Here is a 21,953-nt window from a genome sequence, read left to right on the forward strand (position 1 = left end):
GCCCGCCGGTGGCACCCTGGACTCATGCCGGAACTGCCCGAGGTAGAAGCGCTGAAGGACTTCCTCACCGAGCACCTGGCCGGACGCCGGGTGACCCGCGTGCAGCCGCTCGCCATCAGCGTGCTCAAGACCTACGACCCGCCGGTCACCGCCCTGGAGGGCACCGAGATCACGGCCGTGCGGCGGTACGGCAAGTTCCTGGACCTTCAGAGCGACAGCGGCCTGCACCTGGTCACCCACCTGGCCCGCGCGGGCTGGCTGCACTGGCGCGCCCCCGTCCCGGACGCCCCGCCGCGCCCCGGCAAGGGCCCGCTGGCGCTCCGGGTGGCGCTGGAGGGCGGCGAGGGCTTCGACCTGACCGAGGCCGGCACCCAGAAGCGGCTCGCGGTGTACGTGGTGCGCGACCCGGCCGAGGTGCCGGGGATCGCCCGCCTCGGCCCCGACCCGCTCGCCGACGACTTCGACGAGGAGCGCTTCGCGGGGCTGCTGAAGGGCGAGCGGCGCCAGCTCAAGGGCGCGCTGCGGGACCAGTCGCTGATCGCGGGGGTCGGCAACGCCTACAGCGACGAGATCCTGCACGCGGCGAAGATGTCCCCGTTCAAGCTCGCCGCCTCCCTCACCCCCGAGGAGACCACCCGCCTGTACACCGCGCTGCGCACCACCCTCACCGACGCGGTCGAGCGTTCGCGGGGGATCGCGGCCGGGCGGCTGAAGGCGGAGAAGAAGAGCGGGCTGCGCGTCCACGGCCGTACCGGCGAGCCCTGCCCGGTGTGCGGGGACACCGTCCGCGAGGTCTCCTTCAGCGACTCCTCGCTCCAGTACTGCCCCACCTGCCAGACGGGCGGGAAACCGCTCGCGGACCGTCGGCTGTCCCGCCTGCTGAAGTAACTCGCGCCGGTCAGTGCGCGGGGAGGGTCACCAGCCGCTGGCCCCTGTCCGTGCGCACCTCGTAGTGGTCGATGTCGTCCGGGTCGAGCGAGGAGCCGGCCATGGTCGCGGTGGTGCCCTCGTCGTGCGCGCCGACGCTCCAGCCGCCCGCCACCTGCTCCGAGCCGTCCCGGCCGACCACGATCAGCCGGCAGGAGTGCGGACCGGCGCTGTCCCGCACCTCCAGCCGCAGCCCGGTGCCCCAGCGCTCGCCCTCGGTGGTGACCCGCGCCCACACGCCGGTACCCGGATCGGTCACCGCCGTGACCCGTGAGGCGGGCTGCGGGTGTCCGGCGAAGGCCGTCACCGCGGGCCCGGCCACCGCGAGCACCACCGAGGCGGCCAGCCCGTAGAGGACTCTGCGCCGCCGGGCCCGGTGGCGTACGGTGATCTCGCCGAGCAGCCGGTCCAGCAGCCGGGGTCCGGGCTGGGCCAGCGCGGGCACGAAGGCGGGCGTGGCCTCCCGGTACAGCATCAACTGCCGAGCCGTGGGGCCGAATTCGGCCGCGTCGGTCGCGCACCGGGGGCACTCGGCGAGGTGGTCCTCGAAGCGGAAGGTCTCCGCCTCGTCCAGCACGCCGAGCGCGTACGCGCCGACGGCGCGATGCCTTTCCAGGGACCTCATGCCGAATCCTCGTGCCTATGGGTGCGGGTGGGGTTACGCGGTGCACCCATGGGTACGCACCGGCCGCCGGAATGACTCAAGCCGCACGCAGAAACCCGAGGGGGATTCGGAGCGGCCGGGGCCCCGGATTGGTCCGAGTTCCAAGTGGCCGGAAAACGTGCCGGGTCCATGGTCGGAACCCGGACTCGGCACAGGTGTCGGGACAGGCATCGGGACAGGTGTCGGGACAGGCGTCCGGACAGGCGTCAGAACAGGTGGATGGCCAGGTGCCCGAGCGGCAGGCCGAGCCGCCAGGCCGGGGTCCACACCTTCGGCCCGTCGTCCTCGCCCCAGGCCGCGCCGCCGCCCGGCACCGCGTCCAGGTCGGGCGCGAGCAGCTCCGTCTCCTCCAGCCAGCGCCAGGCGTTCCCCGCGAGCGCCAGGTCCGGGTCGGGAGTGTCGGACGTGGCCGCCTCCGCTGTCAGTTCGGCCATCCGGCCGCCGATCCACTCCCGCCACGGCTGGTCGTACGCCGTGAGCGACAGCCAGGTCTCCAACTGCGAGACGACGCCGATCCCGGAGAGTTCCCGCTCGGGGTCGGACAGGAAGACGGTGAGCGCCAGCGCGTCCCGCCCCGCCCGGAACTCGAAGGACGTCGGTGGCATCAGATCGCCGGTGCGCAGCAGCTCGTCGGCGATGTATTCGGCGTAGAACCAGGCCATCGGTACGGTGAGTTCACCGCCGCCTGCGCCGCTCGTACTCTCGTGGTCTCTGTGGAGCATCCCTGCCTGCCTTCCTCCGGTGCGTGCGCGTCGCCCGAACCCGGCCCCCCGCCCGGAACACGGATGAGGACAGCTCATGGCCCCGACGGGGGTCACGGCAAGGCGCTTTACCGAGGCTTGACCAGGCGCCCGGTTTCACCGCAGGTCAGTCGCGTATCCCGGAAGAACCTGGCGCAGGGCGCGCAGTGCGTAGTACGCGCGGGACTTCACGGTACCGGGCGGAATGCCCAGGATTTCGGCGGCCTCCGCCACGCTGGCCCCGCGGAAGTACACGAGTACCAGGACGTCACGGTGGTGCGGAGTGAGTGTCTTCACAGCCTCGCGCACATCGAGCGCGGCGGCGGCCCGCTCGGCGTGGTCGGCGGTCACGCGCGCGGTCTCCGGCACCTCGTCCACCACCTCCGGCGGCCGGGCCCGCCGTGCCCGCCGGGCGTCGATGGCGAGGCGCCGGGCGACGGTCAGCAGCCAGGGACGCGCCGAGGTGAAGTTCTCGGCGCGCAGCGCCTCGGGATGCTGCCAGGCCCGTACGAGGGTCTCCTGCACCAGGTCCTCGGCGCGCTGCCGGTCCCCGTCGCTCAGCCGCAGCAGCAGCGCGAAGAGGGGCCGCCCGTGCTCCCGCGCCAGCGCGGCGAGTTCATGCTCGGCGGTCGTCGTCCCTGGGGCAGTGGTCCCGGCCGTCATGGGCGTATGGCAGCGCAGCCCGTCCCCCGGCGACACCCCGCGCGCACGCCGGTGCGGCGGGCGGTCGCCAGGGGGCGGTGAACGGTCGGACGAACGGTCGCCGAGGGGTCCGACAGCACCGGATGGGCTAGGGGCTGTTTGCGCGGCTGGTCAGCTTCATACCCATATGCCCGTCAGAGCTTGTCTGTCAATACGACAAGTCCCCTCCGACAACCCTGGGGTGAGTTGATGATCGGACGCAGGCACCAGGTGGCCCTCGCGCTGACCGCCGTGCTCGCGGCGGTGGCCGCCTGCCAGCATCAGGACCGGGCCGGGTCCGGCTCCGGGCAGCCCGCGCCGGGCGCCGGGAAGGGCTTCACGCTCGTCGCCGCCGGCGGTGTCCAGCCGTACGCGTCCGCCGCCGACCGGGCAGGCTTCGACGCCTCCGGCGCCGGGCACGACTTCCGCCCCATGCTCGCCGGGGCCCGCCCGGTCGTCTCCGGCGCCGACCTGGCGCTGTGTCACCTGGAGCCGGTGCAGGGCGCCGACGGCGACCCGGCCGTCACCGCGCTGCCCCCGCTGGCCCAGGGCCTCGCCGCGACCGGCTACGACAGTTGCTCCACCGCCTCCGCGCAGGCCGACGCCGCCGGGATCACCCGCACCCTGAACGCCCTCGACCAGGCGGGCGTACGGCACGCCGGGACCTCCCGCACCGACACCGAGGCCCGCACCGTCACCCTGCTGCGCGCGGGCACCGCCAAGGTCGCCCATCTGTCGTACGCCTACGACACCACCGGGCAGTCCGGGGCGGTGGACCCGGCCGACGCGGGCCGGATCGCCGCCGCCGCGCGGGCCGCCCGGAAGGCGGGCGCCGACGTGGTCGTGCTCTCCGTCAACTGGGGCTCCGCCTGGCAGGACGCCCCCGACACCGGGCAGGTCACCCTCGCCAAGCAGCTCACGGCCGCCAGGACCGGCGGGCGCCCCGACATCGACCTCGTCCTCGGCGACCACGCCCATGTGCCCCAGCCGTACGAGAAGGTCAACGGCACCTGGGTGGTCTTCGGGCTGGGCGACCAGATCGCGGACGGCGGCGCCGGCCAGGGGGAGTGGCGCGGCAACGAGTCCACCCTCGCCCGCTTCACCTTCGCCCCGCCCGCCAGGCCCGGCGCCCGCTGGGAGGTGCGCCGCGCCGAGTTCTTGCCCCAGGTGTACGACCTCGACGCCGGCCGCGCCATCGACGTCAACCGCGCCATCACCGCGGGCGCCGACCTCGCCGCCACCCGCGACCGGGTACGGAACACCGTGCTCAGCCGCGGCGGGGCGAAGGCCGGACTCACCATGGGGCAGTGATCACTCGGCGGGCGTCCTGCGGGCCAGCACCGAGTGCCGGTAGGAGTAGCCGAAGTAGATGACACAGCCGAGCAGGAACCAGATGGCGAACCGCACCCAGGTCTGCCACTGCAGGAAGGTGACCAGCCAGAGCGAGAACAGCGCGCCGAGCGCCGGGATGAACGGCATCAGCGGGGTACGGAAGCCGCGCGGCAGGTCCGGTCGCCGGTAGCGCAGCACGATCACCGCGACGCACACCACCACGAAGGCCAGCAGGATGCCGATGTTGGTCAGCTCGGCCGCCTCGCCGATCGGCACGAACCCGGCGATGGCGGCCGCCCCGACACCCACGATCCAGGTCACGCGGGTCGGCACGTGCCGGGTGGGGTGCGTCTTGGCGAACCAGCGCGGCAGCAGCCCGTCGCGGGCCATCGAGAACCAGACCCGGGTGACGCCCAGCATGAAGGTGAACATCACGGTGAGGATGCCGATGATCGCGCCCACCGCGATCACGTCGGCCAGCCCGCCGAGCCCCACCGACTTGAAGGCCGAGGAGAACCCGCTCTCCGGGTCGATGTCCTTGTAGTTCTGCATGCCGGTCAGCACCAGGCAGGCCGCCACGTACAGCACCATCGAGATGACCAGCGAGTAGATGATCGCCTTCGGCATGTGCCGCTGGGCGTCCTTGGACTCCTCGGCCGCCGTCGACATCGCGTCGTAGCCGAACACCGCGAAGAACACGGTGGCCGCGCCGGTGAAGGCGCCGCTGATGCCGAAGGGGAAGAAGGGGTGGTAGTTCGCGGTGTTGATGTGGAAGAAGCCCACCGCGATCACCAGCAGCACCACCAGTACCTTCAGTGCCACCACGAACGTCTCGAACCGGGCCGCGCTCTTCATGCCCAGGTTCAGCAGCCAGGCGATCAGCAGGCACAGGATCGCCGCGAACAGGTCGACCCGGTGCCCCGAGCCGGTGCCGGGCGCGCCCAGCATCCACGCGGGCAGGTCGGCGCCCGCCTCCTCCACCAGGAAGCTGAAGTAGCCCGAGATGCCGATGGCGACCACCGCCACGATCGCGGTGTACTCCAGCAGCAGGTCCCACCCGATGAACCAGCCCACGAACTCGCCCAGCACCGCGTACCCGTAGGTGTACGCCGACCCCGCCTTCGGGATCATGCCCGCGAACTCGGCGTACGACAGCGCGGCGCAGGCGCTCGCGAAACCGGCGATCAGGAACGACACCAGCACCGCGGGCCCGGCCGTGCCGTTGGCCACCGTGCCGGCGAGCGTGAAGATGCCCGCGCCGATGATGCCGCCCACGCCGATCGCGGTGAGCTGCCACAGGCCGAGCGAACGGTCCAGGCTGCCCTCGGCCGCCTCGGACTCCTCGATGTGTTCAATGGGTTTGCGACGGAGAATCCCCTCACCCGAACGGATCTTGGCCACACGCCTCACCTCTTCCCCGACGGCAAACGGCTGACGGCGGATCATGATGGCTCAGGGGCGGCCCGTTCGGAAGGCGCCACGCACGAGGGCTCAGGCCACGGCCCACTCCGGGACCCAGGTGCCGGAGGCGCGCGGGACCTCCCGGCCGTCGTTCAGATGCGTGCGCAGGGCGGCCAGGGCCGGGTGGGCGTTGGCCCGGTCCCAGATCAGGGAGTGCGGATAGACCGGCGTCGGGTCCGTGAGCGGGATCAGCCGCAGGTCGCGCCGGGCGAGCCTCGGGTGCTCGCCCATGAAGGTCGCCAGCTCCGGCGACCCGGCGATCCGGTCCAGCATCGCGCCGCTGCCGAAGTTGGGACCGGCCGAGTCGATGGTGAGCCCGAACTCCGCCGCCAGCGAGGCGTAGTACGCGCCCCACTCGACGCCCTCCACGATGCTCGGCATCCAGATCCGGTGCCCGGCCAGCTCGGCGGGGGTCACCGACTCCGCGTCGGCCAGGGCGTGCTCCGGCCCGGTGAGCAGATGCAGCGGCTCGTCCAGCACGCGGGCGCTCGCCAGGCTCTCGGGCAGCCGCCGCCCCGGCATGCCGACCGCGCGGAACGTCGCGTCGACCCGGCCCGCCTGGACGGCTGCGACGGCGGTGTCCGCGTCGAACAGCGTGACGACCTCCAGCTCCACCCCCGGACGCGCCTCGTGGAAGCCGCGCAGCAGGACGGCCGGGGCGCCCCGGGGGCCGATCACGTCCACCCGGAGCGCCCGCCGCCCCGGCCGGACCGACGCGGCCGCCCGCTCCTCGGCCAGCAGCAGTGCCCGCGCGTGCGGCAGGAAGGCCCGGCCGTCGAGCGTCGGCTCGGCGCCCCGCGCGGTCCGGGTGAACAGCCGGACCCCGAGGTCCCGCTCCAGCGCCGCGATCCGCTTGGATACGGCCTGCTGGGTGACGGCGAGCACGGCGGCCGCCTCCTGGAACTGCCCCGCGTCCGCCACGGCGACGAAGGTGCGTACGGCCTTGAGATCCATGGCCGACAGAGTAGTCGTACAACCACTGGTTGTGCCGATGACGGGTTTGGTTGTTTGCTCCCGCCGTCTCCCGGCCGATTTCATGACCTCGGTCAACGGGAGGTTGTGCATGAGGCTGGGGTCACGGTTCGGGTGGCTGTGGGCGGCGTACGCCGTGAGCGCGGCCGGGACCTGGCTGGCGTTCGACGCCTTCGCGCTGATCGCACTCCTCGTGCTGCACGCCGGTCCGGCCCAGGTGGCCCTGCTGGCTTCCGCCGGACCCGCCGTGGGCGCGGTGCTGGCGGTGCCGCTCGGGCCGTGGATGGAGTTCCGCCGCAAGCGACCCGTCATGATCATGGCTGACCTGGTCCGGTGCGCCGCCCTGCTCGCCGTGCCCGCCGCCCACTTCCTCGGGGTGCTCGGCTTCGGCCAACTGCTGCTGGTCTCCATGGTCGTGGCCGCCGCCGACCTCACCTTCACCGCGGCCTCCGGCGCTCATCTGAAGAGCCTCGTACCGCGCGCCGGGCTGCTCACAGCCACCAGCAGGTTCGAGTCCACCACCTGGACCGCCACCGTGCTCGGACCCCCGCTCGGCGGTGCCGTCGTCGGCCTGTTCGGTCCTGTGGTGACGGTCGCCGCGAACGCCCTGAGCTTCCTGCTGTCCGCCCTCGGCATCCGCGCCATCAAGGGCACGGAGACCGCCCCGGTACGGCCGCCCCGCGATCCCGGACGCCCGCGCGCCGCCGACCTCCTCGACGGCTGGCGGCACCTGCTCACCAGCCCCGAGCTGCGCCCGCTGTTCCTCAACACGGTCCTGGTGAACGGCCTGATCATGGCCCAGGCGCCGCCGCTCGCCGTGCTGATGCTCGGCCCGCTCGGCTTCGCACCCTGGAGTTACGGCCTCGCCTTCGCCGTGCCCTGCCTCGGCGGACTGCTCGGCTCCCGGCTCGCCCGCCCGCTCGCCGCCCGCTACGGCAGGCGCCGGGTGCTGCTCACCTCGGGCGTGCTGCGGGCCTGCTGGCCGGTGGGGCTGGCGCTGGTCCGGCCCGGTGTGTTCGGCCTGGTCCTCGTCATGGCGGTCGAGGTGTGCCTGATCACCTGCGCGAGCGTCTTCACCCCGGTGCTCGCCGCCGAGCGGCTGGAGCGCACCCCGGACGACCGGGTGGCCCGTACGCTCTCCGCCTGGTCGGTCTCCGTCAAGGCCGGCACGGCCGCGCTGACCGCGCTGTGGGGGCTGCTGGCCTCACTCACCGGGCCGCGCACAGCGATCGCCGCGGCCGGGGTGCTGCTCCTCGCCACCGCGCCGATGCTGCGGTCCCTCGCTACGGGACGACCGTCACCGGCCAGCGTCCCGCCTTCACCAGCCGGACCGCCACCGAGCCGATGATCCGGTGCCCGGCCTGCTCCGAGGCGCCCACCACCACCGCGTCCGCCTTCAGCTCGTCGGCCGCCTGCACCAGGCCGTTGAACGGGTCGCCGCGGAAGGTGTGGAACTCCCAGCGCACCTCGAATATCCCCTTCACCCGCTCCGCCGCCTCCCTGATCTGCGCGATCAGGTCCTCGGCGATCTCGTCCGTGGCCTGCGCCACCGGCACCCCCAGCGCCGCCCCGGCCGCCAGCACCGGCTGCACGTACACCACCGCCAGCAGCGCCCCCTGCCGCCGGGCCAGACCGCCCGCGTAGGCGGCCGCCCGTAGCGAGGAGTCGGAGCCGTCCACCCCGACGACGATGACCTTGGGACCGTCCGTGCCCCGCTCGAACCGGTGCCGCTCGTGCTCTGCCCGCTGTTCCGTCACGGCGGTGAGGCTATCGGAAGCCGCCGTTCCGTCCAGTGCGCGGGCCGGAGGACCTCCGCGATCGCGCCGCCGCTCGGCCGACCGGGTGGACCGGACCCGCCGCACCGGTGTCGGTGCGGTGCGGCGCGGGCTCGGCGGGCGACTGATGGTTCATGGAGAAGGATCAGTTGTTCACACGGCGCCGGATGCTCCTCGGCTCGGCCGCCGTCCTCGGCGCCGCGGGTGCCGGGGGAGTCCTCATGTCGGGCGGCGACGAGGCCGCCCGCACCACCCCCGGCCTCGCCGGGCCCCAGGCCCGACAGGCCCTCAAGCCCTCCGCGTTCCGCCTCCAGCCCCTCATCGGCTCCGGCACCCCGCACACCGCCCCCGGCAGGCTGAAAGTGCGTCACCAGCCCATCCTGCGCCTCACCGGCAAGGGCCGGAACATGATGCTCACCTTCGACGACGGCCCCCACCCCGACTACACCCCGCACATCCTGGACACCCTCGCCAAGTACGACGTACGCGCGATGTTCTTCGTGTGCGGGGAGATGGCCGTCGACAACAAGGAAATCCTGGCCCGGATGGCCGAGGAGGGGCATGTGGTGGGCAACCACACCTGGACCCACCCGCTGCTCACCGAGCTGGCCCGCAAGGACATCCGCGACGAGATCGAGCGCACCAGCGACGTCATCGAGGACGCCTACGGGGACCGTCCGCAGTGGTTCCGCGCCCCCTACGGCGCCTGGAACCGGGCCACCTTCCAGCTCGGCGCCGAGATGGGCATGGAGCCGATGGCCTGGACCGTCGACACCACCGACTGGATGACCCCCGGCACCAGCACCGTGGTGAAGCGGGTGGAACACGGCGCCGCCCCCGGTGTCGTCATCCTCTCCCACGACGCCGGGGGCGACCGGACGCAGAGCGTCCGCGCGATCCGCGAGTACCTGCCCTATCTGCTCGACCACGGCTACCACCTCACCGTGCCGCCCCGCCGCATGACCTGAGACGGCCCGTGCGCCCCTGGTCGCGGTGGCTCAGGCCCCCGTGACCAGGCGGGCGAAGACGACCACGTTGCCGTCGTAGCCGTTCTGCTTGGAGAAGCCGCCGCCGCAGGTGATCACCCGCAGCTCCGGGGTGCCCTTGGAGCCGTAGACGCGGTCGCCGGGGAACTTGCTCTTCTCGAAGACCTCCACTCCGTACACCTCGAAGACGGCGGTACGGCCGTCCTGCCGGGCCACGTCGATCCGGTTGCCCTTCTTCAGCGCGCCGAGCCCGTAGAAGACGGCCGGGCCCCGGGTGTTGTCGACATGACCGACGATCACCGAGGTGCCCTTCTCGCCGGGGGAGACAGCGCCGGTGAACCAGCCGGCCAGGTTCGGGTCCTCGGGCGGGGGTGCGCCGACCCAGCCGTCCGCGTCGAGGCCCACCGGGGTGACCGGGGCGTCGACCTGGATCGCCGGGATGCGGACGCGGTCCGCGGGGGAGAACGAGAGGCCGGCGGGGGCTGAGTCGGGCGGGGTCGCGTCCGCGGCCGTGCCCGTGCCTGTGCTCGCGCCCGTGCTCGTGTTCGTGTTCGTGCCCGTGCCTGTGCTCGTGTTCGGCGAGGACCGTACGTCGGGGGCCGGGGCGGCGGCCGCGGCGGGCTGCGGGGGGCCCACGTCGAACTCGCCGGACCCGTTCCGGATCAGCGCCACACCGGTCAGCAGCACGAGCGCCAGTACACCCCAGGGGGCGCGCCGCTTCCGCCGCTCCTCCCGTTCGCTCCACTCCGCCAGCTCGGACGCAGACATTCGCCATCCCCTCTCGACGCGGCTGTCACCACGTCCGTCGCGCATGGGAAAACGCTAAGTCCCGCACGGGCGGGCGGCGACGGGGCGGCGGGCGAACGGGTGGCGGCCCGGCTTTCCGGTGCGCCATCCGAGTTGCAGAGCGGAGAGAATTTCTGACGGGGTGTGACCTGCGGAGATATCCGATTGTGTGGTTGTCGCACGGGAGGGGCGCTCACCAGGACGGCCCATTCTCGACATGCGGGCGTGTTCCTTGCGCCTGAGGGTTCAGTCGGGAGGTGCTTTCTCGCCGATCGACCGGGGACCGGCCCCGGCGTGCCTCTCGCGGAGGAACACATGCGTAACCAGCGTGCCTTGGCGGCCACGTGCGCCGCTGTCGCCGTCCTTGGTATCGCCGCCCCCGTCGCCGTCGCGGACGGCATGGGCAACGGGAACGGCACCACCACCGTCACGGGCGTCAGCCCGAACACCGGCGTCTTCAACGGGAACGGCAACTTCAACGGCAACTTCAACAACGGCAACGGGAACTTCAACGGCAACGGCAACTTCAACGGCAACGGCAACTTCAACGGGAACGGCAACAACAACGGGAACTTCGGGAACGGCAACGGGCACGGGAACGACAACTTCGGGAACGGGAACGGCAACCGGGGCAACGACAACTTCGGGAACGGGAACGGCCGGGGTAACGACAACTTCGGGAACGGCAACGGCAACGGCCGGGGTAACGACAACTTCGGGAACGGCAACGGCAACGGCGGTCACGGCGGCGGTGGCAACAACGACGGCAACCTCCGTAACATCCTCGTCACCCCCAGCGTGCTCCCCGCCGGCGGCCGGCTGACCATCACCGTCGAGGACTGCCGCGGCGGCACCGTCTCCTCGCGCGCCTTCGGCGCCGCCCGGCTGCAGGGGAACGGCAACACCTCCCGCGTCACCGTCACCATCGACCGCAACGCCCGCCCCGGCCGCTACGACATCACCGTCGAATGCGTCGGCCGCACCCTGACCCGCCCCAACGCCTTCACCGTGATCGGCGGTGTCAACGGCGGCCTCGGCGGCAGCATCACCACCGGCGCCACCCGCGTGGACATGGCCATCGGCGGCGGACTCGTCGCCTCCGCCGCGCTCGGCGGCGGCGCCGTCTGGCTGCGCCGCCGCACCGAGAAGCGCGCCTGAGCCCCACCCCGCGTCCTCGCCGGCGCGGGAGATGCCTGCACGGGCCCTCGTCCCACCCCTCGCCGGGCCGGGACGAGGGCCCGTGGCATCGCTACGCGTGCGGGAACAGCGTGAGGAACGGCTCCGCCGTCACCGCGATGCCCCGGCTGAAGGGGGCGTCGAAGTCCCAGATCAGGAACAGCATGAACGCGATGGTGGCCGAGAACAGTCCCGCGAGGACCAGTTCGCGCGCGGTGCGCCGGATCTGGAGGGCGAACACCATGCCCACCGTGATCACCGCCCCGGCGAGCAGCCCCCACCACACCACGGGTGGCATGGTCGGGCCGGTGGAGTCCGCCCGGGCGTTGCGCGCCTGGTCGGCCGCGGCCACCTGGTCCACCAGCGGCTGGTACGCCTGCGCCTCGAAGTCGCTGCGCGGCTGGTAGTCCGTCACGTCCTGCCGCACCTTGTCCAGCAGCCGCGACCCCTGGGCGGTGACCTCCCCCTTGTCCGTCATCGACTTCCACTCGGTGTCCACGACGTAGGAGACGTACGAGTCGACGTCCGCGCGCACCTGGTCACGCACGTCCGCGGGGTACACCCGGACGCGTTCGGAGACCTCGTGGAGCGCCTGCGCCTCGGCCTGGACGGTGTCCCCGGCCGCGCTGCGCGCCTCCCAGACGCCCGCGATGGCCAGGCCCAGCACGATGGCGTACACCACGCCGATCCACATCGTCATGTACTCGATGACGTCGGGCGTCTCGCTAGGGTCCTCGTCCTCCGGGGCCCGCCGGTGCCGGACGAGGGTGATGAGCACGACCACGGCACAGGCGCCCAGCATGGCCAGGACGAGAACGAGCCAATCCGACAACGGATACCTCCAGGGGTGGGTGCGGCCGCGTCACCGCGGGCGCAACGCCGCGACGGCGACGATCGCGGGGATGGTGACGAGCAGGACGTAGCGGACCGGCGAGGTGTGGGAGCGGGTGATGTGCCGGGCGGCACGGGCGTGGTACGCCGGGTAGGTCACCGGGGTCACGGTCGGCCGGGGGGTGGGCTTCGGCGGCTTGGGTGCCGACCGGGGCGGCGCGGGTGCGGGAGCCGGAGGGGGCGGGGGTGGCGGTGTCGGGGCCGGGCGAGGAGCCGGTGGGCGCGGCGTCGGCCGGACGGGGGGCTCGGGAGCGGGTGGTGCCGGCCGGGGCTGCGGCTTGGGCGGCTCGGGCGGCTTCGGCTGTGGCTTCGGCGGCGGGGGAGGAGTGGGGGTCGGGGTGGGAGTCGGCGTCGGGGTGGGAGTCGGCGGCGGCGGCGGTGGCGGAGTCGGGGTGGGCGTGGGAGTAGGGGTCGGTGTGGGTGTGGGCGTGGGCGTGGGTGTCGGTGGGCACGGGGGCGGAGGGTGCGGATGGCAGGGTGGCGGGCCGGGGTGGTGGTATCCGGCCACCGCCACGGCCACCGTGCCGTCCGGGCCCGTGGAGGCGTAGGCGCAGGCGTCGGCGGACGCCGTGCCGACCGGGCAGCCGACCACGCTCCACACCACCGCGAACAGCGCCAACGCCCTGAAGGCGACCGCGTATCGGGTTGCTTGGGGACCTTGCACGAGCGAGATCATGGAGGCCCCGTGAAGCCCCCGCGACCATTCGTACGGGGATTGGTCCGAAGGAGGGACAACGCGCCCCACCTGGTTTGACACGCCGAGCGGGGCCATCGGACCGATGGGTACGCCTGTACGCACCGCCACCCCCTCGGCACGCCCCGTCGGAGACCGGGGAAAGAATTTCGCCGGTCTGTTGAACGCTCCGCCCCCCGCGCCCCGTACCCATGGCCGTGCGGTGCCTCAGTGGCTTCGCAACAGACTGGCGAAAATGGGGAGTTGAGGATGAAGACCTCCTGGCGGACCGCCGCACTGGTGGCCACGGCCGCTTCGGTGCTGGCGCTGACGACGGCGTGCGGTCAGGACAACGCCACGCCCCCGGTGTCGGCGGCCCAGAACGTGGGAGCGTCGGCCAGTGCCGCCGGTATCGGCACCGGACTCGGCTCGGGCAACGGTTACGGCGCGGACGGCGCCCAGGCCAGCGCCTCCCCGACGCTCGCCGCCCCCGCGGGCAAACTGACGGTGGCCACCAACCCGCAGCTCGGCAATGTGCTCACCGACGGGTCCGGCCTCACCCTGTACCGCTTCGACAAGGACACGGCCGAGCCGCCGAAGTCCAACTGCGACGGCGACTGCGCCACCACCTGGCCCCCGGTCCCCGCCGACGACGCCAACGCCGGCGCCGGCATCGACAAGGCCATGCTCGGCGAGGTCACCCGCGCCGACGGCACCAAGCAGCTCACCATCGGCGGCTGGCCCGCGTACCGCTACGCCAAGGACCTCAACTCCGGCGACGTCAACGGCCAGGGCGTGGGCGGCAAGTGGTTCGCGCTCGCCCCCAACGGCAAGAAGGCTTCGCTGACTTCGCTGCCCGGACTCTCCGTCCGCAAGGACCCCAAGCTCGGCGACATCGTCGTCGACAAGAACGGCCGCACGGTCTACCGCTTCCTCAAGGACAAGGCGTGGCCCAAGTCCGTCTCCAACTGCACCGGAGCGTGCCTGGAGAAGTGGCCGGCGGTCGCGCCGGTGAGCGCCGACGACACCCAGGGCGTGAAGAAGAAGGGCCTGATGCCCTTCACCCGCCCCGACGGCGTGAAGCAGATGTCGGTCAACTGCTGGCCCATCTACACCTTCACCGGCGACAAGGCGCCCGGTGACACCAACGGCCAGGGTGTGGGCGGGACTTGGTACGCCGTCTCGCCCGAGGGCAAGCCGATCGGGGCGCCCGCCCAGTAGCGGTCACCGCCCGGCGCAGGGCCCGTACCGTCCGTGTCACGCGGAGGGGACGGGCCCTCGCCCGTGCGCCAGGGCGGTCACCCAGCGGGGTCGGACGGGTACTTCCCGCAGGCGGTGACCGGGAACGGATGGTCAATTTCCGTTTCGGGTCGCCGCTTTGGCGGGCGATCAGTAGCCTCAGCTCGAACACCGGCTCGCCCGTCCCTGCCGCCTACGCCTTGGAGTGATACATGGAGCGCCCCGCCTGGGCCCCCCGGAGCATCGACGTCTCGGTGCCGAGCGTCTCGCGCATGTACGACTACTACCTGGGCGGTTCGCACAACTTCGAGGTCGACCGGGAAGCGGCCCGCAAGGCGATGGAGTTCCTCCCCGGCCTGCCCAAGATCATGCAGGCCAACCGGGCGTTCCTGCGCCGGGCCGTGCGCTTCGCCGCCGGGCAGGGCATCGACCAGTACCTCGACGTCGGCTCCGGCATCCCCACCTTCGGCAACGTCCACGAGATAGCCCAGGCCGCCCGGCCCGGCGCCCGCGTGGTCTACGTCGACCACGATCCCGTCGCCGTCGCGCACAGCCAGGCGGTGCTCGCGGGCAACGAGGACGCCGGTGTCGTCGCCGCCGATCTGCGCAAGCCGCGGGACATCCTCACCAGCCCCGAGGTGGCCCGCCTGATCGACCTCGAACGGCCGGTGGCGCTGCTGCTGGTGGCCGTCCTGCACTTCCTTCAGGACGCCGACGAACCGCACCGCGCGGTGGCCGAACTGCGCGCCGCGCTCGCGCCGGGCAGCCTGCTGATCCTCTCCCACGCCTCCTTCGAGGGCATCCCGCTGCCCGAGGAGCGCGCCGAGGGCGCGGTGGACGTCTACCGGGACACCCGCAACCCGCTGGTCATGCGCTCGCGCGACGAGATCGCCCGCTTCTTCGACGGCTTCGAGCTGCTCGACCCCGGACTGGTCCATCTCCCGGACTGGCGGCCGGAGTCGGCGCGGGAGGACGAGGACGACTTCGCCTTCTCCGGGTTCGCCGGCGTGGGACGTACGGCGTGAGCGCGGAGCCGGACGGCCCGGAGGGCAGAGTGCGGCGGCTGACGACGATATGGAGCCGGGCCGTCTACCCCGTCACCGCCACGTCGCTCACCCGCGCCGAGTTCGAGGAGCGGCTGCTCCCCCTCGCCCACCGCCTCAGCCGGGCGCTGAGGGCCCACAGCTTCGACGCCGGGGAGGCCCGGGCGGTCGGCGCCGCGCTGATCGAGGCGCACGGCACCGATCCGGAGGTGCTCGCCCGCACCCTGGACTGCGTCGACGCCTACCTCGTGCTGTACTGCGGTGACGACAGCCCGCAGGACCAACTCCGCATGCGCTCCTCGCGGTTGCAGCACGCGATGGCCGCCGGGTACGCCCAGGCGCTGCGCGAGCGGACCCTCGCCGAGCAGGAGTCCATCGCCCAGGCCGCGCTCCGCGCCCAGGGCGTGGTCGCCGAGGCGCTGCACGCCAGCGAGGCCCGCTTCCGCGCGGTCTTCGAGGGTGCGGCGATCGGCATCGGCATCGCCGACCTCGACGGCAACGTCCTCCAGGTCAACGGCGCCCTCCAGCGCATGTTCGGGGTCACCGAGACCACGATGCGCGGCCGGAAGGTCCGGGACTGGACCCACCCCGAGGACGCGCCGCAGACCTGGCGGCTCTACGAGGAGCTCGTCCGCGGCGAACGCGACCATTACCACGTGGAGAAGGCGTTCAACCGGACCGACGGCACCGCCCTGTGGACCAACCTCACCGTCTCCCTGCTCCGCGACGCCGACGGCACCCCGCAGTACCAAATGGCGATGCTGGAGGACACCACCGAGCGCCGGCTGCTCCATCTCCGGCTGCGCTACGAGGCCACGCACGACGCCCTCACCGGGCTGCCCAACCGCACCCTGTTCTTCGAGCGGCTGGAGAAGGCCCTCGCGGCGGGCGAGGGCCAGCGCTTCGGCCTGTGCTATCTCGACCTCGACGGCTTCAAGGCGATCAACGACAGCCTCGGCCACGCGGCCGGCGACCGGCTGCTGGTGGAGGTCGCGGACCGGCTCCAGTCCTGCACCGCCGCGCCCGGCGAGATGGTGGCCCGGCTCGGCGGCGACGAGTTCGTGGCCCTCACCACCGGCCGCGACACCGAGCGCGGGGTGGAGGAGCTGGCCGAGCGCATCACCAACGCCCTGCTCACCCCCATCGGCATCGACGGCCGCGACCTCCTGGTGCGCGGCAGCCTCGGCATCGTGGAGGGCCCGGCGGGGGAGCGTACGGCGGCGGAGGTGCTGCGCAGCGCCGACATCACGATGTACCGGGCCAAGTCGGCGGGCGGCAACCGGGCCGAGCTGGCCGACCCGGAGGCGGACGCCCGCGCGATCACCCGGCACGGGCTGACCACCGCGCTGCCGAGCGCGCTGGAACGCGGCGAGTTCTTCATCGAGTACCAGCCGCTGGTCCACCTCGGCGACGGCACCGTGAGCGGCGCGGAAGCCCTGGTCCGCTGGCTGCACCCGCAGCACGGGGTGCTCGGTCCGGACCGCTTCATCCCGCTGGCCGAGCACACCGGGCTGATCGTCCCACTGGGCCGGTGGGTCCTTGAGGAATCGATCCGGCAGGCCCGTGCCTGGCGGGAGAAGCAGGACGGGAACGCGGGCCCGCTGCGGATCAACGTCAACCTCTCCCCGTGCCAGCTCACCCACCCCGGCCTGGTGCAGGACACCGTCGACATCCTGGAGCGCGCGGGGGTCACCCCGGACGCGCTGTGCCTGGAGGTCACCGAGTCCGCGCTGATCGGCGCCGACGACGGCCTCCTCAAGCCGCTGCGCCGGCTGGCCGAGATGGGCGTCGACATAGCCCTGGACGACTTCGGCACCGGCTACTCCAACCTCGCCAACCTCCGCCGCCTCCCGGTCAGCGTCCTCAAGCTCGACCGCTCCTTCACCCAGGGCATGCAACAGTTCCCGGCCGACCCGGTGGACCTCAAGATCGTCGAGGGCGTCGTCTCCCTCGCCCACAGCCTCGACCTGGCGGTCACCGTGGAGGGCGTGGAGACCAGCGCCCAGGCCGAACAACTCCGCCTCCTCGGCTGCGACACCGCCCAGGGCTGGTACTACGCCCGCCCGGGCCCCCCGGAACAGCTCCACGCGCTGGCGTTGGCGGACGCGACGGGCTGAGCGGACGGGGTGCAGCAGCGAAGCGGGCTGCACCCCGTCAGGGGCGCGGGGAACTGCGCGACCAGCCCAAACGAACCCGCACCCGCACAACCACAGCACCCGGCAGACGACCAGGCGCTACCGCTCCAACAACATCCTCTGCAACTCCCGCGCCCCCCGAGGCGGAGCCACATCGCTGCGGTGGGCCAGGGCGATGGTGCGGGACAGGCCCGGTCGGGCAAGGGGGGTCACGCGAAGTCCCCGGCCGGCACGGCTCGCCACCATGCGAGGCACGACGGCGACACCGAGCCCCGCTCGCACGAAGCCGAGGACCGCGTCCATCTCGCCCCCCTCGACGGCGAACTCCGGCTCGAAGCCGGCGGAGCGGCACGCGGCGACGGTCAGCTCCCGCAGGTCGTACCCATACCGGAACATGACCAGGCGCTCGTTCTCGAGGTCGGAGATCTCCACAGTGGGCCGCCCTTCGCCAGGGGCCGCCGCCTCCGGGGAGGACACCACGACCAGGTCCTCCCGCAGCAGCTCGACCGTGGTCAGCGCGGGCGCCGGCGCCGGGAGGGGGAGGACGATCAGGGCGAGGTCGAGGGCGCCGCGGGCGAGTTCGCGGACCAGGTCGCGGGAGCCGCTCTCCTGGACCAGGAGCTGGATGCCCGGGTAGCGGTCGTGGAAGGCGCGCAGTACGTCCGGGAGCAGGCCCGTGCAGAGGCTCGGGGTGGCGCCGAGGCGGACCCGGCCGCGCCGGAGCTGAACCAGTTCCTGCACCTCGTGCCGGGCGGTGTCCGCGTCCGCGAGGATGCGGCGGGCCAGCGGCAGCAGCGCCTCGCCCGCGTCGGTCAGCGCGATGTTGCCCCGCGCCCGGACGAACAGATCCGCGCCCAGCTCCCGTTCCAGCGCGCGGATCTGCTGGGAGAGCGAGGGCTGCGCGACATGGACCCGCTCGGCGGCACGGGTGAAGTGCCGGGTCTCGGCCACGGCCACGAAGTACTGGAGCTGCTGGAACTGCACCTCTCCAGGATAGCGAGAGCCTATGGAAACCAGCCGATCCATGTCTTGGACCGATCGGCTACCCGGTCGTAACGTCCTGTCCATGGCTCTGGCAACGCGGACGGACCGACGGCCGTCGATGGCGCGCACGGTCTGGGACAGCTCCGTCGGCAAGAAGACCGTGATGGCCGTCAGCGGCATCGTGATGCTGCTGTACCTGGTCGCGCACATGATCGGGAACCTGAAGATCTACTTCGGGGCCGGCGAGTTCAACAGCTACGCCCACTGGCTCCGCACGGTCGGCGAGCCCTTCATGCACTACGAGTGGACGCTCTGGATCATCCGGGTCGTCCTGGTCGTCGCCGTGATCGCCCACGCCACCGCCGCCTACCAGCTCAGCCGCCGCGACATCAAGGCCCGGCCCAGCAAGTACGTGCACAAGAAGGCACGCACCAGCTACGCCACCCGCACCATGCGCTGGGGCGGCATCATCCTCGGCCTCTTCATCGTCTGGCACCTGCTGGACCTGACCACCGGCACCGCGCACCCCGGCGGCTTCCAGGAGGGCCACCCGTACCAGAACGTGGTGGACACCTTCTCCACCTGGTACGGCAACGTCGTCTACATCGTGGCGATGCTCGCCCTCGGCCTGCACATCCGGCACGGCTTCTGGAGCGCCGCCCAGACCCTAGGCGCCGGCGGCCGGACCCGCGAACGGTTCCTGAAGGGTGCCGCAAACGTCCTCGCACTGCTGCTCACGGCCGGCTTCATCGCCGTACCCGTGGGCGTCATGACCGGAGTGGTGAGCTGACCATGACCTACACCGACTACGCCACCGGAGACCCGGTCGCCGACACCAAGGCCCCCTCCGGCCCGGTCCAGGAGCGCTGGGACACCCGCCGCTTCGAGGCCAAGCTGGTCAACCCGGCCAACCGGCGCAAGCACACCGTCATCGTCGTCGGCACCGGCCTCGCGGGCGGCTCGGCCGGTGCCACGCTCGCCGAACAGGGCTACCACGTCGTCCAGTTCTGCTACCAGGACTCCCCGCGCCGCGCCCACTCCATCGCGGCGCAAGGCGGCATCAACGCGGCGAAGAACTACCGCAACGACGGCGACTCCGTGCACCGGCTGTTCTACGACACCGTCAAGGGCGGCGACTTCCGCGCCCGCGAGTCCAACGTGCACCGCCTGGCGCAGATCTCGGTGGAGATCATCGACCAGTGCGTGGCCCAGGGCGTGCCCTTCGCCCGCGAGTACGGCGGTCTGCTGGACACCCGCTCCTTCGGCGGCGTCCAGGTCTCCCGCACCTTCTACGCCCGCGGCCAGACCGGCCAGCAGTTGCTGCTGGGCGCCTACCAGGCGCTGTCCCGGCAGATCGCGGCCGGGAACGTGGAGATGCACCCGCGCACCGAGATGCTCGACCTGATCGTGGTCGGCGGGCGGGCCCGCGGCATCGTCGCCCGCGACCTGATCACCGGGAAGATCGACACCTACTTCGCGGACGCGGTGGTCCTGGCGAGCGGCGGCTACGGCAACGTCTTCTACCTGTCGACCAACGCCATGAACTCCAACGCCACCGCCATCTGGCGGGCGCACCGGCGCGGCGCGCTGTTCGCCAACCCCTGCTTCACCCAGATCCACCCCACCTGCATCCCGCGCACCGGCGACCACCAGTCCAAGCTGACGCTGATGAGCGAGTCGCTGCGCAACGACGGCCGTATCTGGGTGCCCAGGGCGGAGGGCGACACCCGGCCGCCGAAGGAGATCCCGGAGGACGAGCGGGACTACTACCTGGAGCGGATCTACCCCTCGTTCGGCAACCTGGTCCCGCGCGACATCGCCTCCCGTGCGGCCAAGAACGTCTGCGACGAGGGACGCGGCGTGGGCCCCGGCGGCCAGGGCGTCTACCTGGACTTCGCCGACGCCATCGCCCGCCTGGGCCGCGAGGCGGTCGAGGCCAAGTACGGCAACCTCTTCGACATGTACCACCGGATCACCGACGAGGACCCGTACGAGGTGCCGATGCGGATCTATCCGGCCGTGCACTACACGATGGGCGGACTCTGGGTCGACTACGACCTCCAGACCACCGTCCCCGGTCTCTTCGCCATCGGTGAGGCCAACTTCTCCGACCACGGTGCCAACCGGCTCGGCGCCTCCGCGCTGATGCAGGGCCTGGCCGACGGCTACTTCGTGCTGCCGGCCACCCTCAACGACTACCTGGCCCGCCACCCGCACCAGGAGCCGCTGAGCGACGAACACCCCGAGGTGCAGGAGGTGCTGGCCGAGACCGAGGACCGGGTCAACCTGCTGCTCGCCGTCGACGGCGACCGCACCCCCGACTCCTTCCACCGCGAACTCGGCGAGCTGATGTGGGAGTTCTGCGGTATGGCCCGCAACGCCGAGGGTCTGCGCAAGGCGCTCACCGAAATCCCCCGTATCCGCGAGGAGTTCTGGCGCCGGATCAAGGTCCCCGGCATCGGCGAGGAGTTCAACCAGTCGCTGGAGAAGGCCAATCGCATCGTCGACTACCTCGAACTGGCCGAGCTGATGTGCCTCGACGCCCTGCACCGCGCGGAGTCCTGCGGCGGCCACTTCCGCGAGGAGTCCCAGACCCCGGACGGAGAGGCGGCGCGCCGGGACGACGAGTTCGGCTACGCGGCCGCCTGGGAGTTCACCGCCACCGGCGAGGCCCCCGTCCTGCACAAGGAAGACCTGGTCTTCGAGTACGTCCATCCCACCCAGCGGAGCTACGCATGAGGCTCACCCTGCGCGTCTGGCGCCAGCGGAACGCCGACACCGACGGCGCCATGTCCACCTACGTGGTGGACGACATCTCGCCCGACATGTCCTTCCTGGAGATGCTGGACGTGCTCAACGAACGGCTCATCGTGGAGGGCGAGGACCCCGTCGCCTTCGACCACGACTGCCGCGAGGGCATCTGCGGGGCGTGCAGCCTCGTCATCAACGGTGACGCCCACGGCCCCGAGCGCACCACCACCTGCCAGCTCCACATGCGGTCCTTCCGCGACGGCGACACCATCGACATCGAGCCCTGGCGGGCCGCCGCCTTCCCGGTGATCAAGGACCTGGTGGTGGACCGGTCCGCCTTCGACCGGATCATCCAGGCCGGCGGCTATGTCACCGCTCCCACGGGCTCCGCCCCGGAGGCCCATGCCACGCCGGTGCCCAAGCCCGACGCCGACTTCGCCTTCGAGCACGCCGAGTGCATCGGCTGCGGGGCCTGCGTGGCCGCCTGCCCCAACGGCGCCGCGATGCTCTTCACCTCGGCCAAGGTCAACCATCTCAACGTCCTCCCGCAGGGCGCGCCCGAGCGGGAGACGCGGGTGCTGGACATGGTGGCCCAGATGGACGCGGAAGGCTTCGGCGGCTGCACCCTGGCCGGCGAATGCGCCACCGCCTGCCCCAAGGGCATCCCGCTCTTCTCCATCACCGGTATGAACAAGGAGTGGCTGCGCGCCACCCGTAAGGCGGGCAAGCGGTAGCCG

General features: G+C 72.2%; 21 protein-coding genes. 11 read left to right on the top strand and 10 right to left on the bottom strand.

Annotation, left to right across the window (positions count from 1 at the left end):
- Positions 1-24: 24 nt before the first annotated feature.
- The gene (locus ACZ3HQ_RS06100) at positions 25-888 is read left to right on the top strand and encodes an Fpg/Nei family DNA glycosylase (protein ID WP_467508449.1); all 864 of its coding nucleotides are present in this window, start codon (positions 25-27) and stop codon (positions 886-888) included.
- Between the two features lie 10 nt (positions 889-898).
- Here the strand turns inward: ACZ3HQ_RS06100 and ACZ3HQ_RS06105 are convergent, their stop codons facing one another.
- From ACZ3HQ_RS06105 to ACZ3HQ_RS06115, 3 genes are all read right to left on the bottom strand, one after another.
- Entirely contained in the window at positions 899-1,552 is a 654-nt protein-coding gene (locus tag ACZ3HQ_RS06105) for a zf-HC2 domain-containing protein (protein ID WP_467508451.1), read from the bottom strand.
- A gap of 245 nt (positions 1,553-1,797) precedes the next feature.
- Positions 1,798-2,313 (bottom strand): hypothetical protein, encoded by a 516-nt coding sequence (locus ACZ3HQ_RS06110; RefSeq protein WP_467508453.1) that lies wholly within the window; start codon positions 2,311-2,313, stop codon positions 1,798-1,800.
- Between the two features lie 135 nt (positions 2,314-2,448).
- On the bottom strand, positions 2,449-2,994 hold the full coding sequence (locus tag ACZ3HQ_RS06115) for a sigma-70 family RNA polymerase sigma factor (RefSeq protein ID WP_467508455.1): 546 nt from the start codon (positions 2,992-2,994) through the stop codon (positions 2,449-2,451).
- Between the two features lie 228 nt (positions 2,995-3,222).
- On the opposite strand from ACZ3HQ_RS06115, the gene ACZ3HQ_RS06120 reads away from it, so the two are divergent.
- Positions 3,223-4,323 carry a CapA family protein gene (locus tag ACZ3HQ_RS06120; protein ID WP_467508457.1) on the top strand — a complete coding sequence of 367 codons (1,101 nt, stop codon included), beginning with the start codon at positions 3,223-3,225 and terminating at the stop codon, positions 4,321-4,323.
- Here the strand turns inward: ACZ3HQ_RS06120 and ACZ3HQ_RS06125 are convergent, their stop codons facing one another.
- Both ACZ3HQ_RS06125 and ACZ3HQ_RS06130 read right to left on the bottom strand, forming a co-directional pair.
- Positions 4,324-5,745 carry an amino acid permease gene (locus ACZ3HQ_RS06125; protein WP_467508459.1) on the bottom strand — a complete coding sequence of 474 codons (1,422 nt, stop codon included), beginning with the start codon at positions 5,743-5,745 and terminating at the stop codon, positions 4,324-4,326. It abuts the gene before it with no gap.
- Positions 5,746-5,835: 90 nt separating this feature from the next.
- Positions 5,836-6,759, bottom strand: coding sequence for a LysR family transcriptional regulator (locus ACZ3HQ_RS06130; RefSeq protein WP_467508460.1), 924 nt, complete (start codon positions 6,757-6,759; stop codon positions 5,836-5,838).
- Positions 6,760-6,868: 109 nt separating this feature from the next.
- Between ACZ3HQ_RS06130 and ACZ3HQ_RS06135 the strand changes: the two genes are divergently transcribed.
- A complete protein-coding gene (locus tag ACZ3HQ_RS06135; RefSeq protein WP_467508461.1) occupies positions 6,869-8,125 on the top strand; it encodes an MFS transporter in 1,257 nt (418 codons plus the stop codon).
- On the opposite strand, the gene ACZ3HQ_RS06140 is transcribed toward ACZ3HQ_RS06135, so the two are convergent.
- Positions 8,061-8,534 carry a universal stress protein gene (locus tag ACZ3HQ_RS06140; RefSeq protein WP_467508463.1) on the bottom strand — a complete coding sequence of 158 codons (474 nt, stop codon included), beginning with the start codon at positions 8,532-8,534 and terminating at the stop codon, positions 8,061-8,063. The genes ACZ3HQ_RS06135 and ACZ3HQ_RS06140 overlap by 65 nt on opposite strands.
- A 152-nt stretch (positions 8,535-8,686) precedes the next feature.
- On the opposite strand from ACZ3HQ_RS06140, the gene ACZ3HQ_RS06145 reads away from it, so the two are divergent.
- Complete coding sequence (locus ACZ3HQ_RS06145) at positions 8,687-9,520, top strand: polysaccharide deacetylase family protein (RefSeq protein ID WP_467508464.1); 834 nt, start codon at positions 8,687-8,689, stop codon at positions 9,518-9,520.
- Positions 9,521-9,550: 30 nt separating this feature from the next.
- Here the strand turns inward: ACZ3HQ_RS06145 and ACZ3HQ_RS06150 are convergent, their stop codons facing one another.
- Positions 9,551-10,306 (bottom strand): class F sortase, encoded by a 756-nt coding sequence (locus ACZ3HQ_RS06150; RefSeq protein WP_467508465.1) that lies wholly within the window; start codon positions 10,304-10,306, stop codon positions 9,551-9,553.
- Between the two features lie 333 nt (positions 10,307-10,639).
- Here ACZ3HQ_RS06150 and ACZ3HQ_RS06155 point away from each other — a divergent pair, with 333 nt between their 5' ends.
- Positions 10,640-11,482, top strand: coding sequence for a hypothetical protein (locus tag ACZ3HQ_RS06155; protein WP_467508466.1), 843 nt, complete (start codon positions 10,640-10,642; stop codon positions 11,480-11,482).
- Between the two features lie 91 nt (positions 11,483-11,573).
- On the opposite strand, the gene ACZ3HQ_RS06160 is transcribed toward ACZ3HQ_RS06155, so the two are convergent.
- Positions 11,574-12,332, bottom strand: a complete 759-nt coding sequence (locus ACZ3HQ_RS06160) for a bestrophin-like domain (protein ID WP_467508467.1) — start codon at positions 12,330-12,332, stop codon at positions 11,574-11,576.
- Positions 12,333-12,362: 30 nt separating this feature from the next.
- On the bottom strand, positions 12,363-12,491 hold the full coding sequence (locus ACZ3HQ_RS06165) for a hypothetical protein (RefSeq protein WP_467508469.1): 129 nt from the start codon (positions 12,489-12,491) through the stop codon (positions 12,363-12,365).
- Between the two features lie 843 nt (positions 12,492-13,334).
- On the opposite strand from ACZ3HQ_RS06165, the gene ACZ3HQ_RS06170 reads away from it, so the two are divergent.
- From ACZ3HQ_RS06170 to ACZ3HQ_RS06180, 3 genes are all read left to right on the top strand, one after another.
- Positions 13,335-14,285, top strand: coding sequence for an SCO0930 family lipoprotein (locus tag ACZ3HQ_RS06170; protein WP_467508471.1), 951 nt, complete (start codon positions 13,335-13,337; stop codon positions 14,283-14,285).
- A 230-nt stretch (positions 14,286-14,515) separates the two neighbouring features.
- Complete coding sequence (locus ACZ3HQ_RS06175) at positions 14,516-15,328, top strand: SAM-dependent methyltransferase (RefSeq protein WP_467508473.1); 813 nt, start codon at positions 14,516-14,518, stop codon at positions 15,326-15,328.
- Positions 15,325-17,463 (top strand): putative bifunctional diguanylate cyclase/phosphodiesterase, encoded by a 2,139-nt coding sequence (locus ACZ3HQ_RS06180; protein ID WP_467508475.1) that lies wholly within the window; start codon positions 15,325-15,327, stop codon positions 17,461-17,463. Before ACZ3HQ_RS06175 ends, ACZ3HQ_RS06180 begins: the two co-directional genes overlap by 4 nt.
- A 117-nt stretch (positions 17,464-17,580) precedes the next feature.
- Here ACZ3HQ_RS06180 and ACZ3HQ_RS06185 read toward each other — a convergent pair whose 3' ends face one another.
- The gene (locus ACZ3HQ_RS06185; RefSeq protein ID WP_467508477.1) at positions 17,581-18,465 is read right to left on the bottom strand and encodes a LysR family transcriptional regulator; all 885 of its coding nucleotides are present in this window, start codon (positions 18,463-18,465) and stop codon (positions 17,581-17,583) included.
- 118 nt (positions 18,466-18,583) lie between these two features.
- On the opposite strand from ACZ3HQ_RS06185, the gene ACZ3HQ_RS06190 reads away from it, so the two are divergent.
- The 3 genes from ACZ3HQ_RS06190 to ACZ3HQ_RS06200 are packed head-to-tail and all read left to right on the top strand — an operon-like array spanning position 18,584 to position 21,950.
- Positions 18,584-19,255 (top strand): succinate dehydrogenase, encoded by a 672-nt coding sequence (locus ACZ3HQ_RS06190; protein WP_467509052.1) that lies wholly within the window; start codon positions 18,584-18,586, stop codon positions 19,253-19,255.
- A gap of 2 nt (positions 19,256-19,257) precedes the next feature.
- Positions 19,258-21,204, top strand: coding sequence for a fumarate reductase/succinate dehydrogenase flavoprotein subunit (locus tag ACZ3HQ_RS06195; protein ID WP_467508479.1), 1,947 nt, complete (start codon positions 19,258-19,260; stop codon positions 21,202-21,204).
- Entirely contained in the window at positions 21,201-21,950 is a 750-nt protein-coding gene (locus tag ACZ3HQ_RS06200) for a succinate dehydrogenase/fumarate reductase iron-sulfur subunit (RefSeq protein ID WP_467508480.1), read from the top strand. Before ACZ3HQ_RS06195 ends, ACZ3HQ_RS06200 begins: the two co-directional genes overlap by 4 nt.
- The last annotated feature ends 3 nt before the right edge of the window (positions 21,951-21,953 follow it).

This window comes from Streptomyces sp. NPDC018263, assembly GCF_055562575.1.

Bases quoted from the DNA above. Each gene is read 5' to 3' on its own strand.
- ACZ3HQ_RS06100 (WP_467508449.1), top strand. From the start codon at position 25: ATGCCGGAACTGCCCGAGGTAGAAGCGCTGAAGGACTTCCTCACCGAG.
- ACZ3HQ_RS06105 (WP_467508451.1), bottom strand. From the start codon at position 1,552: ATGAGGTCCCTGGAAAGGCATCGCGCCGTCGGCGCGTACGCGCTCGGC.
- ACZ3HQ_RS06110 (WP_467508453.1), bottom strand. From the start codon at position 2,313: ATGCTCCACAGAGACCACGAGAGTACGAGCGGCGCAGGCGGCGGTGAA.
- ACZ3HQ_RS06115 (WP_467508455.1), bottom strand. From the start codon at position 2,994: ATGACGGCCGGGACCACTGCCCCAGGGACGACGACCGCCGAGCATGAA.
- ACZ3HQ_RS06120 (WP_467508457.1), top strand. From the start codon at position 3,223: ATGATCGGACGCAGGCACCAGGTGGCCCTCGCGCTGACCGCCGTGCTC.
- ACZ3HQ_RS06130 (WP_467508460.1), bottom strand. From the start codon at position 6,759: ATGGATCTCAAGGCCGTACGCACCTTCGTCGCCGTGGCGGACGCGGGG.
- ACZ3HQ_RS06135 (WP_467508461.1), top strand. From the start codon at position 6,869: ATGAGGCTGGGGTCACGGTTCGGGTGGCTGTGGGCGGCGTACGCCGTG.
- ACZ3HQ_RS06145 (WP_467508464.1), top strand. From the start codon at position 8,687: ATGGAGAAGGATCAGTTGTTCACACGGCGCCGGATGCTCCTCGGCTCG.
- ACZ3HQ_RS06150 (WP_467508465.1), bottom strand. From the start codon at position 10,306: ATGTCTGCGTCCGAGCTGGCGGAGTGGAGCGAACGGGAGGAGCGGCGG.
- ACZ3HQ_RS06155 (WP_467508466.1), top strand. From the start codon at position 10,640: ATGCGTAACCAGCGTGCCTTGGCGGCCACGTGCGCCGCTGTCGCCGTC.
- ACZ3HQ_RS06170 (WP_467508471.1), top strand. From the start codon at position 13,335: ATGAAGACCTCCTGGCGGACCGCCGCACTGGTGGCCACGGCCGCTTCG.
- ACZ3HQ_RS06175 (WP_467508473.1), top strand. From the start codon at position 14,516: ATGGAGCGCCCCGCCTGGGCCCCCCGGAGCATCGACGTCTCGGTGCCG.
- ACZ3HQ_RS06190 (WP_467509052.1), top strand. From the start codon at position 18,584: ATGGCGCGCACGGTCTGGGACAGCTCCGTCGGCAAGAAGACCGTGATG.
- ACZ3HQ_RS06195 (WP_467508479.1), top strand. From the start codon at position 19,258: ATGACCTACACCGACTACGCCACCGGAGACCCGGTCGCCGACACCAAG.
- ACZ3HQ_RS06200 (WP_467508480.1), top strand. From the start codon at position 21,201: ATGAGGCTCACCCTGCGCGTCTGGCGCCAGCGGAACGCCGACACCGAC.